Below are 18,366 nucleotides of genomic sequence, written 5' to 3' on the forward strand. Positions count from 1 at the left end.
CGGCGCGATGCAGAGGGGACCGCCTCCATGCCTGAGCCCCTCAACGCCCTGCTGGCCGGCAACCGTGCCGAGGACATCAAGCAGCTCACGCTGGCCCTGCGGCGGTGTTTCCCCGGCTGTCGCGTCGAGGCGGTCTACTCCGCGGGTGAGGCGGTCGAGTGGGCCGGCCTCCAGGAGTGGCAGGTCATCATCCTCGACGAGCGGCTCGACGAAGACACGGAGCGGGAGGTGCTGCCGGCGATCAGACAGAAGGCGCCGACCGCCGCGATCCTCGTGCACTCGGACCGGTGCGGCGAGGAGGACAGCGCGAGGATCATCAGGGCCGGCGCCGACGCCTGTCTGTACCGCCCCTCGCCGGCCTTCCTGGCGGAACTTCTCGCGGCGACCGGCGGCTCCCTGGAGAAACAGGGCCTGCACCGTCGCCTCCGGGCACTGGAGGCCCGCCACCGCGCCCTCCTGCAAGCCCTTCCGGACGTGCCCTACGAGTTGGACCGGGAAGGTCGGTTCGTCTCGGTCGGGGCGGAGATCCGCCGCCTCCTCGGGCATGCACCGGATGAGCTGATCGGGCTGGCCGCGGGCGAGCTGGTGCCCGCGGACGACCGGCCGGTCGGAGAGCGCCTGCTTCGCGAGCGGCGCACCGGGGCGCGACGAGCGAAGGATCTGCCGATCCACCTCCTCGTCAGGGGCGGCCCGGGCGGGGAACGCCGTGTTCGGACCTTCCTGCTCAACGCAGCCGGGTGCTACGCGTCCACCGGCGAATTCCTGGGCACCATCGGTTACCTTCGAAGCGCCGACGCGGCGGCGCCGGGGACGGCCGTTGCGGCGACGGACCTCGATCCGGCGCGATCGGCGGTCCAGACCGAGGAGCGGACGCAGGGCCGTCCTCCGCTCCCCGTCGGATCGCCCGCGAGCCCGCCGCCGGCCGTCCCCGGCCGCGAGCGCCGCCGCTCATCCCGCGTCTCCCTCGCGGCCGACGTCCATCTCACCATCGGCGGACAGAGCTGGAAGGGACGCGCGCACGACGTCAGCCTCCACGGCCTGTTCCTCGTCACGGAAGGCGATGTCCCCCTGGCCAAGCACCAGCCCCTCCGGGTCGGCCTGCTGAGCGACGTCGGTTTCCTTGAACTCGGGGGCGCCATTGGGGACCTGCGTCGCCGCCGGGCGGAGGGCGACCCCGCCCACTTGGCCGTCCAGGGGCTGGTAATCGTGTTCGATCCCCTGCCGGAGATGGAAGCCCAGGTGCTGGCCTCCATCCTGCGGGGGATCCGGGAAGAGTTCATCCCGTTGAAGGTGACGGTGGCGCTGCCCGATGCGGGGGGCGAACCCCTGTTGTTCGAGGCCGGCATCCAGGCGCTCCCCTCCCGCCCGTCCGCCCCGCTCGCGGGGGAGCGGCCCACCGGCGGAGCACGGCGCGCGGAGCGCCGCCGGTCGCTCCGCCTGCGACTCTCCCTGAGCGGCGAGTGGGCTCGGCCGGACGCGGTCCCGACCGAATCCCGTCGGCGGCTGACCACGGTCAACCTGGGCCTGGGCGGCATGCTCGCCCGCCTCGACGCCGACGCCCAGGCCCCCGAGCACGCGGCTCAGGTCATCCTGCGGGCCCCGCCCGAGGACAGGGGCGCGGAACCGGCGGCACCCATCGCCCTCGTGGCGGAGGCGGTCTGGACGGCGCAGGCAGACCGAGGCGGCTCCCAGCTCGTCGGCCTCCGCATCCTCCCCACCGTCAGCGCGGGCCTGGTCCCCCTGGCCAAGCTGCTCGACCGTGCCCTCGCCCTCCCCGCCTCCCGACTCGCCGACTTGGAGGCACTCCTCCTTCGGAGCGAACCGCTCGCCTGCCGCAATCGGCAGGGCCGCCGACTGGCCGTCCAGTGCGACCATCCCCACGGGCCCGATACCGGCGCGCCCCTGGCCATCATCGCGCCGGGTTTCGGCGAGACGAAGCGGGACTATGTCCGCCTCGCGTGCTCGCTCGTGCAGAACGGCTTCCGCGTCGTCCGCTACGACCACAGCAACCACGTCGGCGAGAGCGAGGGGGAGATCCGGCACACCAGGCCGAGCGACATGCGGGACGACCTGGCGACGGTGCTCGACCACGCCGCCCGCGCTTGGCCGTCGAGCCCGCTCGTCGTGATCTCGTCGGGCCTCACCGGACTGCTCGCCCTGAAGGTCTGCGCGCGGCGCGAGCGGGTCAGGCTCCTGGTCCTCACGGCGGCCCTCCTCGACCTTCGGGCGGCCCTCATCGCCACCCAGGGGGAGGACCTGATCGGCGCCCATCTGGAAGGCCGCCGACTGGGGGAGCTCACCCTCTTCGGGTTCAACGTGGACGGCGACGCCTGGCTGGAAGACGCGGTGGCCGCCGACTTGACGGGACTCCAGACGACCGTGAGGGACCTGACGCACCTGCGGATGCCGGTCGGGCTCCTGCTGGCCGAGGATGAGCCGTGGGACGCCACGGCCGCCCTCGCCGCCGTCGAAGCGGCGCTGCCGCCCTCGTCGCCGCGCCCCATGCGCCTCCCGCGGTCGCCGGGCCGTCTGGCCGAGTCATCCGACCAGGCCTCATCCCTCTGCGAGCGACTGGTCCGCCTGTGCCGGGACCATATCCGTCCCTTCTCGGGCGGTGAGCCGATCCTCCTCCCGCCCGAGCCGGCCGTCGCGGCCCAGGCGGCCGTCGAGGCGCAGCGGGCCAGACTGCGGCACCTGAAGGCTCCCAAGCACCTGCTCGCGCTCCACCGGGCGTGCCTCGACCGGGAGCGCAGCCTGCCCCACGTCACCGAGTATTGGCAACTGCTGGACCATATCGCCCGCTTGCTTGAGCCGCTCGACGACGGGTCGGTCATCCTCGAGGCCGGCTGCGGGAACGGCCACCTCGGCCTCTTCCTCCGGACACACCAGGCGTACCAGTCCCATCCACGGCCTCGAACCTTCCTCCGCTACCTGGGGCTCGACCCGGCGCCGGAGGCCCTGCGGCGGGCCCGTCAGGCCTTGACGAGTCGCCTGGGTGAGCCGGTCCTTCGGGCCGAGCTGTCGAGACCCCCGCTGGCGGCAACCCTCTGCCTGGCGGACCTGGACACTCGACTGCCATGCCACGACGGCGTCTTCGATCGTGTCGTGTGCAACCTGGTCCTGGATTCCCTCTACGATCCACTGGCCTTCCTCCGCGAACTCGTCCGCGTGCTCAGGCCGGGCGGTCGGCTGGTCCTGACCCACCTCCATCCGCTCGCCGACCCCCTGCCCGGTTATCGGGCGAAGCTCCACCTGGCCGACCGGCCCGCCGACCGTGAAGAAGGCCGGCGGTTATTGGCCGCCTGGGGCCTGGTGAACGAAGCGCGCCGCAACGGCCTGTTCCACTCCTTCACCCAGGCCGACCTCCTGACGCTGGTCGCCCTGAGCGGCGCAGAGCGTCCTCAGCTCTACCCCACCTACGCCGGCCAGGCCTACGCCCTGGTCGCAGAGAAGCCGCTGTAGCCCCCGCCGGTCGCCCACGGGACCGCCCTCACCCCGTCGCGCTCCACGCCATCCCGACAGGGCCCGGTCCTTCCCCCAACGGAACCACCCCATCGCACGGATTGACGCCTGACGGCCAACCCCCTAAGAGAGGGGCGCGACGGCCCCGGAGCCGACGGGCCAGCCGTAACCGGCCGGGTTCCCCCGTCAAGACGGCCGGCGAGCGCGATGAGGCCGGCCGACGATGCTCCGGCGCCCTTTCCATGGAGACCATGACGTTTCAGACCATCCCCGCCGCGCCGAGCCGAGCGGGCACGAGGGCGCGCTTTCGCCCCGACCGTCTGGTCAAGGAGACGGGCGGCGTCCGGACCTTCTTCGGCACCGACTTGGAAACCGGCCGGCCCGTCGTGATCAAGTCCACCTCGGCAGCCGCCCTATCGAGCGACGCCAAGCCGCGCCTGGCCCATGAAGCGACGGTGCTGGCCCGACTCGACAGCCGGTGGGTGGCGCCGCTGCTGGCATGGACCCAGGAGGACGATGGCCTGTCGCTCGTGACGGCCTATATCCCGGGCGTGACGGTGGAGGAACGCCTGCGGGGCGGCCCCCTCTCGCTTGCGGACACCCTCACCCTCGGCCGCTGCCTGTTCCAGGCGCTCGGCGACATCCACCGCCACGGTGTGCTCCACCGCGACCTCAAGCCCGCCAACCTGATCGTCAATGCCGATGGCCCGGTCGCCCAGGCCACGATCATCGACTTCGGCCTCGCGCGCAGCCACGGCTTGGGCCCGGCGATCCGGGACCTGCCGGTCGGAACGGTCCGATACATCGCGCCCGAGCAGGCCGGTCTGATGAAGGTCGAGCCAGGCCCCTGGTCGGACCTGTATTCGGCCGGCATCCTGCTCTTCGAGTGTCTGGCGGGACGCCCGCCGTTTCAGGCCGAGTGGCCGAGCGACCTCTTGCGGCAGCATCTGACCGAGCCGGTGCCGCGGCTGCGGACGCTCGGCCTGCCGGTGCCGCGGGCGCTGGACGAGATCCTGCAGCGGCTGCTGCGGAAGGAACCCCTGGCCCGCTACCAGTCCGCCGACGGCGCGCTCGGCGATTGGGCGGACCTCGCCGACGCGGTCGGCGGCGGCGAGACGGACCCTCCGATCGCCATCGGGTCATGGGATCGGCGGCGCACCGTGACGGAGCCGGCCTTCGTTGGCCGGCGCGAAGAGTTGGCCGTGCTGGAGGCGCGCTGGCAGGAGGCGCGGCGCGGCGCGGGCGGGCTCGTCCTCGTGGAAGCCGAAGCGGGCCTCGGGAAGACCCGGCTGCTTCAAGAGTTGGCCCACCGCTGCGAATCCGGCGGCGGATGGGTGCTGCGGGGCCAGGGCCGGGAGCGGACCGCGCAGCGGCCCTTTCAGATGCTGGAGGGCGTCGTGGATGCCCTGGTCGTCAGGCTGCGGTCGGACACGGCATGGGCCGCCGCCCTGCGGCAGCGACTCGGCGCACAGGCCGAGGCGGTCGCGGTGGCGCTCCCGGCCGTGGCGGCGCCGCTCGGCTTGGCCGCCTCCCCGAACCTCGGGCCGGAGGAGTTCGGCGAGCGTCGGAGCCTCACCGCCCTCGCCGCCCTCCTCGATGCGTTGGGCGATGCGGACGGGCCGGTGCTGCTCTTGCTCGACGATTGCCAGTGGGCTGACGACCTCTCGCTCAAACTCCTGCCGCGCTGGCACGCTGAACGGGTTTCGGGGGCGCGGGCCGGTCGTCCCATCCTGCTGGTCGCAGCCCTCCGCTCCGAGGAGGCGTCCGCGGACCATCCCCTGCGCCGCCTGGCCGGCTGCGCCCCTCTGCGCCTCCTCCCCTTCGGGGCGCCGGAGGTCCGCTGCCTGATGAGGTCCATGGCCGGTCCCCTGCCCGAGGAAGCGATCGAAGCGGTCACCCGCCTCTCCTCCGGGAACCCCTTCATGGCCGCCGCCCTTCTCCAGGGCCTGGTCGAAGCCGGGGCGCTCATCGCGGAGGAAGCCGGGTGGCGGGTCGAGCCGACCGCCCTGGCACAGGTCCGGTCATCGGACCGGGCCGCCGTGTTCCTCGCCCGGCGCTTGGAGCGATTGCCGGCCGATGTCCTTCGCCTGCTCTGCGTCGCCGCGGTCATGGGAAAGGAGTTCGATCCGCAGGTTGCCGCCGCTCTGGCCGGCTTGACGCCGGACCGGGTCGCCAGGGGGATCGAGGAGGCGGGATGTCGCCATCTGGTCTGGATGGACAGAGGGACCGGGTGCTGCCGCTTCGTCCACGACAAGATCCGCGACGCCTGCCTCCTTCGCCTGTCCGAGGCCGAGCGCCGTGCCCTCCATCGCCGGACCGCCCGCCTTCTGGAGGCCCGGGGCACGAACCGGGTCTTCGACCTCGCCTACCACTTCGATGCCGCGGGCGATTCGGAGCAAGCCCTTCCCTACGCCCTGAGGGCGGCCGACGAGGCCCGCCGCCGCTTCGCCTTGGAGATCGCCGAGCGGCAGTACCGGATCGCCGAGCGAGGCGCCGCGGACGCCGACCGGGCGACCCGTTACCGGATCGCGGAGGGCTTGGGGGACGTCCTGATGCTCCGGGGCCGGTACGACGAGGCCCGCGAGCAATTCGAGCGGGCGCGGAGCTTGGCGGACAGGACGTTCGCGCAGGCCCAGATCGAGGGCAAACTGGGCGAGCTGGCCTTCAAGCGGGGCGACGTCAAAACAGCCGGCGAGGCCATCGAAGGCGCACTGCGGCGACTCGGCCAGCGGGTCCCACACGGCAGGCTCGGCTATCTCGGATGGCTGCTCTGGGAGGTGCTCGTCCAGACGCTGCATACCTGGCTGCCAAGCCTTTTCCTGGCTCGGCGGTCGCTCGACCAGGCGGGACCGGAGCGACTCGCCATCCGGCTGTACAGCCGGCTGACCTACGTCTACTGGTTTTCTCGGGGAACCCTCCCTTCGCTCTGGACCCACCTTCGAGAGATGAACCTGGCGGAACGGTATCCTCCGACCCCGGAACTGGCCCAGGCCTACTCAGAGCACGCGCCGGTCATGAGCCTGCTGTCCCGGTTCGACCGGGGTCTGGCCTATGCAGCCCGGTCGCTCTCCATCCGCCAAGAGCTCGACGATCCGTGGGGGCAGGGACAATCGCTGCATTTCCGCGGCATCGTGCTGTATGCCGCGGCGCGATTCCAGGAGTGCCTCGACGCGTGTCAGCAAGCGTTACGGCTCTTTGAGCGGACGGGCGACCAGTGGGAGGTCATGGTCGCCCAGTACCACATCGGGTTCTGCCGGTACCGTCTGGGCGACCTCGACGTTGCAGTTCAGATCGCCAGACACCTCTACGAGCTGGGCTCTCAGCTCGGAGACCATGCGCTCGGGTTCAGCCTCGAACTCTGGGCCAAGGCCGCGGAGGGACAGGTGCCCGCCCATGCCATCCACGCTCAGATGGAACGGACGACAGGCGATGTGGAGCGCGCCTGTGTGGTGTTGCAGGCGGAAGGGGTTCGGCTGCTCGCCGCCGGACGGCCGGCCGAGGCCGCGGCGGTGCTGGAACAGGCCGGGCGGATCGTCAAGCGGGCAGGTCTCATGAACGCGTACGTGGCCCCCGCCTTTTCCTGGGCCTTAACCGCCGGCCGCATGGCGGTTGAGGAAGCGTCTCCATGGGCACTTGCCGGACGAAAACGGCCGCTCCGGCATGCGGAGCAACTTGCTCGGTTTGCGCTGCACGCCGCGCGGCGGTTCCAGGCGGAGATGCCTCGTACCTTGCGCGAGGCCGGGCTGCTCGCTGCGATGCGCGGGCGCCGCCGCCGTGCCCGTACATTCCTCCAGCACAGCCTCGCTGTGGCCGACCGGCAAGGCGCGCGGTACGAATATGCCCAGAGCCTGCTCGCGCGGGGCCGGGTGGGGCTGGCCCATAGCTGGCCCGGAGCGGCAGAGGATATCGCCGAGGCCGAGCGCCTCCTGGCCGACATGCGGGCGGGGATCGAAGGGGAGACCTCGGCTCCGCCCCCTGCGGGCGATCTGTCCCTGGCCGACCGTTATACGGCCCTGCAGGACGTCGGCCGCACGATCGCCGCCGCGCTCTCGCCCGACGCGGTCTTCGCCGCGGTCCGGGAGGGCGCGCTGCGGCTCTTGCGCGGCGATCGCTGTCTGGTCCTCACGGTGGAGCCGGACACCGGCCGGGACGCCGTTCCGCGGCTCCAGCCCGACCATCGGGCCGTGGCGTACAGCCGCACGCTCGTCCGGCAGGCCCTGGTACTCCGCCGTCCGGTCCTGGCCACCGAAGGCCTGCCGCCGGAAGCCGACGCCAGCCTCGTGTTCGCCGGGGTACGATCGGCCCTGTCTGTCCCGATTCTCGTCCGCGACGCGCCCGCCGCGTGCCTCTACGTCGCCCACGGGCAGATCGGAGGGCTCTTCGGCGAGGAGGAGCGTCGCCTGGCCGAGTACCTGGCGACCCTGGCCGGCGTGGCCCTGGAGAACGCGGCCGGGGCGGCCGTGGTTCAGGCCTTGAGCGACCACCTCCGGCGGCACACCGAGGCGCTGGAAGCCAACCGGACGGCGCTCCGGCAAGCCTACGACGAGATGGAGCGGCGGATCATGGAGCGCACGGCGACCCTCGCGGAGGCCAACGCGAGGCTGCGACGGGAGATTGCGGAGCGGCAGCGAGCGGAAGCGGCGTTGCGGGAGAGCGAAACGCGCTACCGGATGGTCGCTGAAACCGCCGCCGACGCCATCATCACCATCGACGAAGACGGCCTCGTCGTGTTCGCGAACCGGGCCGCTGAGCGGATCTTCGGCTATACCCCGGAGGAGCTGCGCGGGCGGCCGCTCACGGTGCTCATGCCGGAGCCGCTCCGCACTCGGCATCGGCAGGCCTTCGACCGCTACCTCGCCACAGGGACCCGACACATGGCCTGGCAGCAGCTCCGGCTGACCGGGCGACACCGATCCGGACGGGCAATTCCGCTGGAGCTGGCCTTCTGGGAATACACCCAACAGGGACGCCGGTACTTCGGCGGCCTGATCCGCGACATCTCCGATCAGCTACAGATCGCCGAGCTCCGGGCCCGCTTTCTCGAACACGTGATGTCGGCCCAGGAGGAGGAACGCCGCCGGCTCGCGCGCGAGCTTCACGACGACACGGGCCAGGCGCTCATGTCGCTGCTGGTCGGGCTGCACACGATCGAGGCGGCGACGACGCTTCACGCCGCCAAGGTCAGGGCCCGCCGGTTCCGACAGGTCGCGGCCCGGACGCTGGACGAGATCAGGGGCCTGGCCATGGGCCTGCGTCCGCGCGTCCTGGACGACCTGGGCCTGGTCGCCGCGATCGAGCGGCACGTCGCCGAGTACGAAAAGGCCCACGGAATCTCCGTCGACCTCCATGTGGCCGGGCTTGAGGGCACCCGCCTGTCCCCGACCGTCGAGACGGCCCTGTATCGGGTCATTCAAGAAGCGCTCACCAACGTCGCCAAACATGCGCGGGCCACGATCGTCAGCCTCCTCCTCGAGCGACGAGCGGGGTTGGTCCGCGCCATCGTCGAGGACAATGGCCGCGGTTTCGACGTCGAGCATTTCCGCCGGCACCCGGAGGCGGCAGGGCAACTGGGTCTGCATGGCATGAGGGAACGGGCGGCGTTGGTGAATGGAACCTTAGACATCGAGTCCCGGGAAGGCCGTGGGACGACCCTCTATCTGACAATCCCCTGTGAGTGATCCACGCAGCCGCCCCCGACGTTTCAGACGAGGCCAGGCGGACGGCATCGTGCGGACAATTGACGATCCCATTGACAAAACAGGCCATCTTCCCCATCATGGTGCCGATCGCTCGGTACAGGCAAACCCGTATCAGACGGAACACGCGCTCCATCAGACCAGCAGGGCGACAGGCCCACAGCTTTACTCGTCTCGATAAGGGAGCAAGGGAAATGGACGACTCTATCGCAAGTCAACACGGGGTATCGATTTCAGCGAGCCTGCCGGTGACCTTAGACCTGCAGGGCTCGCTGGCGCGCGGCACGACCGCTCGGGTCAGCTCGGAGGGGTTCTCCTTCTTCACCACCCTCCCCCTCGAAGAGGGCCGTCGTCTCTCTGTTCAGTTCTGCTTCGCCAATGACTTCGCTTACATGCGCCTGTCTGGCCTGGTCGTTCGTGTCAGAGAGGTCGGCGGATCGGAGCCGGATCAACGACTGGCCGATGTTCGGTTCGTGAACCTGAACGAGCCGGAACGGAGCATTCTGGAATCCTGCGTCGAAGCATTCCGCGTCGAGGCGGACCCGGAAGAGCGCCGCGCCTTCACGGGGCTGGGCTCCCGACTGGAATCGAGCCCCCGTGCCATCATCTCCCTCTTCGTGACCGATAACCCCTACCTGCTGACCTATCGGAGGCGGACCTCCCTCTCTTCAACCCCGTCGCTCCCAGAGGTGTCGGCTCAGAGAGCCATGGCCGCTGATCGCCGGTCGGGGGGTATCCGTCGGCTCGCCCCCCCACCCCTGTCCTGGCGGCTTCTCTGGCAGTCCGTTTGCCTCACGCTCCAGTTGGTCCGCGATGCCATGATCCCGTTCCTGCCCCGGCCGGTGGTCCGACTTCTCGCGCCGACGATTCAGTTCGCCTTCATCGCCCATCCCAGGGACCTGACCGACATTCCGAGAAAGTTCCCCTGCGCGCACTTCTTTTCCCCCAGACTGACCGAGCTGTGGTTCCGGCACCAGCGCCCGTTCATCGCATCCTACATCACGGGACTGCGCGGCCACACCGGCGAGCCGCTGACGGGCGCCATGCTCATTTCCCCCCCCACGACCGAACAGATGATCCGCGACCCCCGCCTCGCGAGGAAACGGGTCTGTCAGACCGCGCGGCTCGCCGAGCGCCTCGGCGCGCGCATCGCCGGCCTGGGAGCCTTCACCTCCATCGTCACCAGGGACGGCCAGGACTTGGACGGAAAAGTCCGGGTCGGCATCACGACCGGGAATGCGCATTCGGCGGCCATCGCCGTCCAGAACGTGTTGATGGCGGCCGCGCTCACCAACCTGCACATTCCCGGCGCCACGGCCGCCGTCGTCGGAGGCGCCGGATCGGTCGGCTCGGCCTGCGCCAGGTTGCTGAGCGGTCTCGTGCGGAAGCTGATCCTCGTGGACATCAAGAAGGACGAATTGATGCGCGTGGTCGCGGCCCTGCGGGAGGGACGGTCGGAGGTCGTCGGCGGCGCCCAGGTCGAGCTCGTACAGGAAGCCGACATCATCATCGCCGCGACGAGCAGCCCCCGCGCCTTGATCACGGCATCCCACCTCAAGCCGGGTGCGATCGTCGTGGACGCTGCCCAGCCCAAGAACGTGTCCGAGTCCATCCCCATCCAACGTGATGACGTCCTCGTAGTCGAGTCGGCCATCGTCAGGACCCCCGGCGTCGATTGCCACTTCGACCTCGGCCTCGGGCCTGGGGAAGCCCTGGGCTGCCTGTCGGAATCCATGATCCTCACCGCCGTCGGCTGGCAGGGTCATTACTCTCTCGGGAAAGCCACTCCCCAGCAGGCGGCGGAGATCATCAAGATCGGCCGGGCGCTGGGATTCGGCCTGGCCTATTTTCGGAACTCGCGCGGCTACATCACGGAGGAAGACCTCCAGCGCGTGACCGAAGCACGGAGGACCGCCAGCGTTTGTGTTTGACCTCTCGGCCTATGCCTTCAATCCCCACGCCGTCCCGATCGCCTTCATCGGGGTCCTGTCACTCTGCCTTGGGATCCTGACCCAATTTTCCAGCCGGGTCGCCGCCGCCCATCGCCACTTTCTCGTCCTGTGCTCGAGCATCGCGGTCTGGCTCCTCGCCACCGCCGGCGGCCTGTCGGCCAGGACTCCCGATCTCGCGCTCTGGTGGTTTCGGCTGGACAACGTCGGCGTGATGTTCATCTCTGTCGCGTTCTACGCCTTTTCGGCGGAATTTCTCGAACTGCGGCGGTCCCGGTCGATCCGCCTCGGTTACGCGCTGGCATCCACCCTGGCCGCGACCGTGCTTCTCAGCGACCACTTCGTCGTGGGCGTTCACCGCTATTGGTGGGGTCTCTGGCCCGCCTGGGGTCCATACTCCCTCCCGTTCTTCCTTGTGTTCATCGCCTACATGGCCGCCGCATTCACGTCCTATTTCTTCGCCTTGAAGCACGTCCAGACGCCCATCCGGCGCAACCAGATCGCGATCGTCCTGATCGCGTTCCTGGTGGCCTATACCGGCTCCGTCGACTTCCTACCGGTCTTCGGGTACGAAGTCTATCCCTTCGGCTACCTCCCGATCTTCTTCCTCATCTGCGTGATCACCTACGCCATCCTGCGCTACCGCCTGATGGACGTGTCGCTGGTGCTCAACAAGAGCCTGGCCTACGGGCTCGTGCTCGGGATCGTCCTCGGTCCGGCCTACCTGGCCGTCCTGATCAGCCACCGGGCGACGCCGTTCTCCCTTCCCTCGCTCATGGCCGGCACCTTGGTCTTCGCCTGCGGCTTGTGGATCCTATTGAAGCGACCGACGTCGGTCGCTCATCGCACATTCGCGGCCCTCTGCGCATCGGCCTGCCTGTGGCTGTTCGCCATGTTCATGCTGTATTCGACCGCCGTGCCGCAAGACGTCGAGCTGTGGGGCAAGGTCGCCACCGTCGGCGTCACGTTCATTCCGTCCTTCTTCTACCATTTTTGCGCGAGTTTGCTGGGCCGACCGGCTCCGTTCCTGCCGGTCCCGGCGGCCTACGGCCTCGGTGCGTTGTTCGCGCTCCTGCTGCCCACCTCCTACCTCCTCGATGGCTCCTACAGCTACCCCTGGGGCCTCTACCCAAAGGCCGGGATTGCCCACCCGGCCTTTCTCCTCTACTTCGGCGCGGTCAGCGTGCTGTCCCTGCGGTTGCTGTTCCTCGAAGGCGCGCGAATCGCATCGGAGGCGCAGGCCGACGCGAAGCGCATCACGCTGCTGTTCCGTGCCTTCCTGCTGGGATATTGCGCCTCGCTGGACTTCCTGCCGAGCTACGGCATCGGGATCTATCCCCTGGGCTATGCCTTCGTCTGCTCGTGGGTCGCGATGGTGAGCTACACCCTCGTCAAGCACCGCCTGATGGACGCCGCTCCGGAGCCGCGGCACGACCGGCTGATTCCCTACCAGCAGTTGCTGGTCCTCATTCCGATCTATGCGATCATCCTCCTGCTAATCCGAGCCTTCACCGGCTCGGCCCACTACGTGCTGGCGGGTGTGCTGGTCGCCACCTTCGCCATCTTCTCCGAGTTCCTCGCCAACCTTCAGCACCGCGTCGAGCGGGCCGTCGAGAAGGCCCTGTTCACCCGACGCTACGACGCCTACGAAACGCTCACGGAGTTCAGCAAGGCGATGGTGACCATCCTGGACCTGAAGACCCTCAACCAAGAGATCGTCCAGACCCTCGCCAAGGTCATGGGGATCGAGACGGCCTCGATCTACCTCCTGGACAAGGAGAAGGACGTCTACGAGTTGAAGGCGACGTACGGCGCGAGCGCCGTGCGCCCCTCCCCGGAGCAGTTCAAGAGCGGGCACGCCCTTCCCCAGTTGCTACGGCTGGCCGGGCATCCCGTCATCCGCGAGGAGCTGACCCATGGCCTCGCCAGCCCCGTGGAGGATGCCGCGATGCTGTCCGACGCCGCCGACGCCCTCGGGCTGATCGGCGCCGAAAGCGGCATTCCGCTGCTCAACAAGGACCGGCTCATCGGCTTCCTGAACCTCGGGCCCAAGTCCCGGTCGGGCATGTACTCGCAGGAGGACTTGAACCTCCTGTCCACGCTGGCCCACAACGCGGCCATCGCCCTCGACAACGCACTGCTGTACGAAGACCTCCGGCGCCAGAAAGCGATCATGCAGCGGACCGACCGCCTGCGGTCCCTCGAGACCATCGCCGGGGGGTTCGCCCACGAGATCCGCAACCCGCTGACCTCGATCAAGACCTTCGTGCAGCTCGCGCCGGAGCGACGCAACGACCCGGAATTCATCGAGCACTTCAGCGCCGTGGTGGCGGAGGACGTCGACCGGATCGAACGGCTGATCCAAGAAATCCTGGATTACGCCCGGTACATGGAGCCGAAGCTGAACGTCCAGGACCTCAACGAGGTCGTTGCCTCCTGCCTCTATTTCATCGAGGTGAAGGCCGCGACGAAGGACATCGTCATCCAGCGCCACCTCGCGGCGGACCTGCCGCCGGTCATGCTCGACCGGCAGCAAATCAAGCAGGTGCTGCTCAACCTCTTCCTCAACGCCCTGGACGCGATGGGAGACCGCGGCGGCCGTCTCACCGTCCGGACGCACCGGCTGACCAAGCGCAACGGCGACGAGTGGGTCCAGGTGGAGGTCGCCGACACCGGCTCGGGGATCGCGCCGGAGAACCTCGAGCACATCTTCGACCCCTTTTACACCACCAAGCACGAAAGCGGCGAACGAGAAGGGACCGGCCTCGGCCTGACTATCGTGCACCAGATCGTGCAGGAGCATCGCGGCTACATCGAGGTGGAGAGCGCGGTCGGTCGCGGCACGACGTTCTACGTGAACCTGCCGACCAACCCCCTGCAGGCGGGCCAGGTCAGGGGTGGCGAGGCGCATGAAAAAACGGGTTCTCTTGATCGATGACGAGCCGGGCGTCCGGTCTTCCCTCAAGATGGCGCTGGAGCCCGAGCACGAGGTGCTGTGCGCCGCGGACGCGCCGGAGGGCTTGGAGCTGTTCCGTCGCGAGTCCCCCCACCTCGTCCTGCTCGACCTGGCCCTTCCCGGAGCCGACGGCTTGAGCCTGCTCGCCACCCTGCACACCGAGGACCCGCCGCTGCCCGTCATCATGCTCACGGCCACGAAGACGGTCAGGACGGCCGTCGCCGCGATGAAGCTGGGCGCGGTGGACTACGTTACCAAGCCCTTCGACGTGGAGGAGCTCCGCCTCATCGTCGCCAAGGCCCTCGCCGCACGCGAGTTGGAAGAGGAAGTGCGGACCCTGCGCGCTCAGGTGTCGTCCCGGTACGGGCTCCACAACCTGATCGGCCGGAGCCCCGCCATGCAGGAGGTCTACACGAAGATCGCGCAGCTCGCCGACGGCCGGACGACGGTCCTGATCACGGGAGAAAGCGGGACGGGCAAGGAGCTGGTCGCCCGCGCCCTCCATTACAACAGCATCCGCCGCCACGGCCCCTTCGTCGCCCTCAACTGTGCCGCCCTGCCGGAGACCCTGATCGAGAGCGAGCTGTTCGGACACGAGCGCGGCGCCTACACGGACGCGGTGACGCGCCGCATCGGCCAGTTCGAGCTCGCCCACGGCGGCACCCTGTTCCTGGATGAGATCGGCGATCTGAGCCCGGCCACCCAAGCCAAGCTGCTGCGGGTCCTGCAGGAACGCGAGTTCGTGCGGATCGGGGGCACGCAGCCGATCCGCGTGGACGTGCGGATCGTCGCCGCCACGAACAAATCGCTCGAGGACCTCGTCCGCCAGAAGGCCTTTCGCGAGGACCTGTACTACCGGATCAACGTCGTCTCGCTCAGGCTGCCGCCGCTGCGCGAGCGGCGCGAGGACATCCCCCTGCTCGCCCGGCACTTGCTGGACAAGCGGCTCGAAGCGGACAAGCGGCCGCCCCAGCGGTTCTCGCCCGCAGCCATGGACCTGCTCGTCCGGCACCACTGGCCCGGCAACGTCCGCGAGCTGGAGAACGTCATCGAGCAGATCCTCGTCTGGTCGCGCGGCCCCGAGATCCTGCCCGACCACCTCCCGGCCTCCTGTCGGGGGAACGGCCGCGCCCCCTCGCTCCGGGAGGAGGTGCTCTCGGGCCGGATCTCGTTAGCGGAAGCCGTGACCCGGTTCGAGCGGGACCTCATCCTTGACGCGCTGGAGCGGACCCGGCACGTCCAGACCCGCGCGGCGGCCCTGCTCGGGATCAGCCGACGGATGCTCAAGTATCGGATCGACCTGCTCGGCCTGCAGCGAGGGGAAGGGCCCGGCGGGCAGGACGAACCCCTCCGCGGCGAACTCTGAGGCGGCGAGGGCCGAGCCCGACGGACTCCGGGCGACCCGGCCGAACCCGTCGGCGATCGCAGGATTGACTTGACAAACCGCCCCGTCAGGCGTAAGTGAAGCGGCATCATGCCCGTAGTTCACCCGAACACCGAGCGGCCGACCATCCTCATCGTGGAGGATGAGCCGGGCCCCCGCGACGCCCTCAGGATCATCCTGCGTCCCTTCTACAGCCTGCTGGCCGTGGAGACGGCGGAGGCCGCCCTGCGGCTGATGCGGGAGCAGCCCGTCGACCTCGTGACCCTGGACCTGAAGCTGCCGGACCGCCAGGGCACCGACCTCCTCCACCAGATCAAGGTCGAGCACGACGACGTGGAGGTCATCATCATCACCGGCTACGGCAGCCTGCACTCGGCCATGGACGGGCTCCGGCATGGCGCGGCCGGGTACCTGCTGAAACCCTTCAACGTCACGGAGTTGATCCGGCTGATCGATCAGACGATGGCGAAGAAGCGCCGGCTGGACCGCCTGCGGCAATTCCTTCTCACGGGAGGCGCCCTGTGGGAGAGCGCGCAAGAGCCGGCCGGGGTGTGGCGGCTCGTGCGGGACATCTACGCCGCACCGGCCGCCGTCGGCGAGCCGACGGCGGAGGAGGACCCGGTGCCGCTGCTGTCGGATCTCCTGCTGGCCCGGTGCCGCAACCTGTACAACCATGCCTGCCGCGTGAGCGCCTACGCCGCCCTTCTCGGGGAGGCCCTGCGGTTGGCCCATGCCCAACGGCAGGCCCTGGCGCTCGGAGCCTTTCTCCACGACATCGGGCTGCTGGCCGTCTCGCCCTGGCCCAAGGACCGCGCCCTGCCGGCCGAGCGGGAGCCCTTCGGCGGCGACATCGCCCGCCATCCTGAAACCGGCTCGCGCATGGTGCTGCCCTTCGCCCTCCCCTCCGAGGTGTCGGCGATCATCGCCGGCCACCACGAACGGTTCGACGGCTCGGGATATCCGGCGGGACTCCAGGGCGATGAGATCCCCCTGGTCGCCGGGATCGTGGGACTGGCGGACGAGCTCGACCATCTGATCGCCGGCCCCGGCGCCATGACCGTCGAAGAGGCGGTGCGGCACCTCCAGGACCAGGCCGGCCGGCACTTCGACCCGGCGCTCATCGCGGTGCTCGGTCGCGTGTCCGCGGAATGCCGTGGCGCCCTTCCCTCCGAAGTACCGTTCTCCGGCCCGGCCGCCATCCCGCCCGCCTGACTGCGGCCTCAGCCTGTCCCTTCCGCCTCCCGCAGCATCTCGGCCGCCGTCTCCCGTACCCGCCGGGTCACGGCCAGCCCTCCCAACATTCTCGCCAGCTCCTCCTCGCGGGCGGCCCGGTCGAGGCGACGGACGCGGGTCACGGCCCGCTTCCTGGACACCGTCTTTTCCACCAGCAGGTGTGTGCCCGCCTGGGAGGCGATCTGCGGCAGGTGGGTGACGCAGAACACCTGATGGTACTGGGCGAGGGCGCGAAGCCGCCGCCCCATCACCGCCGCCACCGCGCCGCCGACGCCGGCGTCCACCTCGTCGAAGATCAGCACGGGGACGCCGTCCGTCTCCGCCATGACCGTCTTGATCGCCAACATGACGCGGGAGAGCTCCCCGCCCGACGCGACACGCGCGAGCGGCTGGAGCGGCTCGCCGGGATTGGCCGAGAACAGGAAGGCGGCCCGATCGCGGCCGGTCGGGCCGGGGTCGGCGCCCTCCGGCTCCTGCGACACCTCGACCCGAAAGCGGATGTGCTCCATGCGGAGACCGGCCAGCTCCTCCTGGACCCGCGCCTGCATCCGTCCCGCGGCCTTGACCCGCCCCTCCGTGAGACGAGCGGCCATGGCCTCGACCTTGCTCCGCTCGTCCGCCGCCGCCGCGCGCAGCGCGGCGACTCGGTCCCCGTCCTCCTGCAACTGCTCCAGCTCCCGGCCGACCTCCTCCGCCTTCGCCAGGAGCGCCTCGAGGCTGCCGCCGTATTTCTTCTTCAGCCGCTCCAACCGTTGCAACCGCGCTTCGATCCGCTCCAGCCGCTCGGGGTCCGGCTCGATCGCCCGCTCGTAGTCCCTGAGCCGCTGCGCAAGCTCGCGGGCCTGCACGAGCGCCCCGGCGCACAGGTCGGCCAGCTCCGCAGCCTGCGGGTCGAGCCTGCCCATCTCGCCGAGGCGGTCCGCGGCGGCGCCCAGCCTGGTCACCACCGCCCCCTCGTCCCCGTAGATCGCCTCGTAGGCCGCCGCCCGCAGCTCCCCCAGACGGCCTGCATGGGCCAGCCGGCTTCGCTCGGCCTCGAGCGCCGCTTCCTCCCCGGGCCGCGGATCGGCCTCCGCGAGCTCCTGATATTGGAAGCGGAGGAACTCCTCGCGCTGGGCCCGTTCGCGCGCCGCCCGTTCGGCCTCCTCCAACGTCCGCTCGCTCTCCCGCCAGCGGCGATACTGCGCTCCGTAGGCCCGTCGCAGGGCCCTCAGCCGCCCGAACGCGTCCAGGGCGTCGAGCTGCGCCTGCGGGGCCAGCAGGGACTGCTGGTCGTGCTGCCCGTGGATGTCGATCACCGTGCCGGCGAGGGACTGGACGACGTGGAGCGGAGCGAGGGTGCCGTTGAGGTAGAAGCGGTTCCGGCCTGATCGCGAGAGCACGCGCCGGACGAACAGCTCGGACGCCTGCCCGTCCAGGAGGCCCTCGGCCCGGAGCCGCTCGACGAGGGGACTCTCCGGCGGAAGCTGGAAGGCCGCCTCCAGGACGGCCTCGCTCGCGCCCGCGCGGATCTGGTCGCCCGACGCGCGACCGCCCAGCAGCAGGGCGATCGCGTCGATGATGATGGATTTGCCGGCGCCGGTCTCGCCGGTGAGAACATGGAACCCGGGGGCGCATTCCAACTCGAGCCGCTCGATGACCGCGAAGTTCGAGATACGCAGCTCGGTCAGCATGCGGGCCGGATCA

At 69.8% G+C, this 18,366-nt stretch carries 7 protein-coding genes; 6 read left to right on the plus strand and 1 reads right to left on the minus strand.

Annotated elements, in window-relative coordinates; genetic code table 11:
• Positions 1 to 27 precede the first annotated feature (27 nt).
• From AC1U7O_RS03200 to AC1U7O_RS03225, 6 genes are all read left to right on the plus strand, one after another.
• Positions 28 to 3,462: a serine aminopeptidase domain-containing protein gene (locus AC1U7O_RS03200; protein WP_479893130.1), complete on the plus strand. Its 3,435-nt coding sequence runs from the start codon at positions 28 to 30 to the stop codon at positions 3,460 to 3,462.
• A gap of 242 nt (positions 3,463 to 3,704) precedes the next feature.
• Positions 3,705 to 9,140: a PAS domain S-box protein gene (locus tag AC1U7O_RS03205; protein WP_479893131.1), complete on the plus strand. Its 5,436-nt coding sequence runs from the start codon at positions 3,705 to 3,707 to the stop codon at positions 9,138 to 9,140.
• Positions 9,141 to 9,406: 266 nt separating this feature from the next.
• Positions 9,407 to 11,089 carry a PilZ domain-containing protein gene (locus AC1U7O_RS03210; protein WP_479893132.1) on the plus strand — a complete coding sequence of 561 codons (1,683 nt, stop codon included), beginning with the start codon at positions 9,407 to 9,409 and terminating at the stop codon, positions 11,087 to 11,089.
• On the plus strand, positions 11,082 to 14,045 hold the full coding sequence (locus AC1U7O_RS03215) for an ATP-binding protein (RefSeq protein WP_479893133.1): 2,964 nt from the start codon (positions 11,082 to 11,084) through the stop codon (positions 14,043 to 14,045). The genes AC1U7O_RS03210 and AC1U7O_RS03215 overlap by 8 nt, the downstream gene beginning before the upstream one ends.
• On the plus strand, positions 14,017 to 15,429 hold the full coding sequence (locus AC1U7O_RS03220) for a sigma-54-dependent transcriptional regulator (RefSeq protein ID WP_479893134.1): 1,413 nt from the start codon (positions 14,017 to 14,019) through the stop codon (positions 15,427 to 15,429). The genes AC1U7O_RS03215 and AC1U7O_RS03220 overlap by 29 nt, the downstream gene beginning before the upstream one ends.
• A gap of 108 nt (positions 15,430 to 15,537) precedes the next feature.
• Complete coding sequence (locus tag AC1U7O_RS03225) at positions 15,538 to 16,659, plus strand: HD-GYP domain-containing protein (RefSeq protein ID WP_479893135.1); 1,122 nt, start codon at positions 15,538 to 15,540, stop codon at positions 16,657 to 16,659.
• A gap of 8 nt (positions 16,660 to 16,667) precedes the next feature.
• On the opposite strand, the gene recN is transcribed toward AC1U7O_RS03225, so the two are convergent.
• Positions 16,668 to 18,353, minus strand: a complete 1,686-nt coding sequence (gene recN, locus AC1U7O_RS03230; protein ID WP_479893136.1) for a DNA repair protein RecN — start codon at positions 18,351 to 18,353, stop codon at positions 16,668 to 16,670.
• Positions 18,354 to 18,366 lie beyond the last annotated feature (13 nt).

It is taken from the genome of Candidatus Nitrospira neuquenensis, from assembly GCF_979578155.1.

Bases quoted from the DNA above. Each gene is read 5' to 3' on its own strand.
- recN (WP_479893136.1), bottom strand. From the start codon at position 18,353: ATGCTGACCGAGCTGCGTATCTCGAACTTCGCGGTCATCGAGCGGCTC.
- AC1U7O_RS03200 (WP_479893130.1), top strand. From the start codon at position 28: ATGCCTGAGCCCCTCAACGCCCTGCTGGCCGGCAACCGTGCCGAGGAC.
- AC1U7O_RS03220 (WP_479893134.1), top strand. From the start codon at position 14,017: ATGAAAAAACGGGTTCTCTTGATCGATGACGAGCCGGGCGTCCGGTCT.
- AC1U7O_RS03205 (WP_479893131.1), top strand. From the start codon at position 3,705: ATGGAGACCATGACGTTTCAGACCATCCCCGCCGCGCCGAGCCGAGCG.
- AC1U7O_RS03225 (WP_479893135.1), top strand. From the start codon at position 15,538: ATGCCCGTAGTTCACCCGAACACCGAGCGGCCGACCATCCTCATCGTG.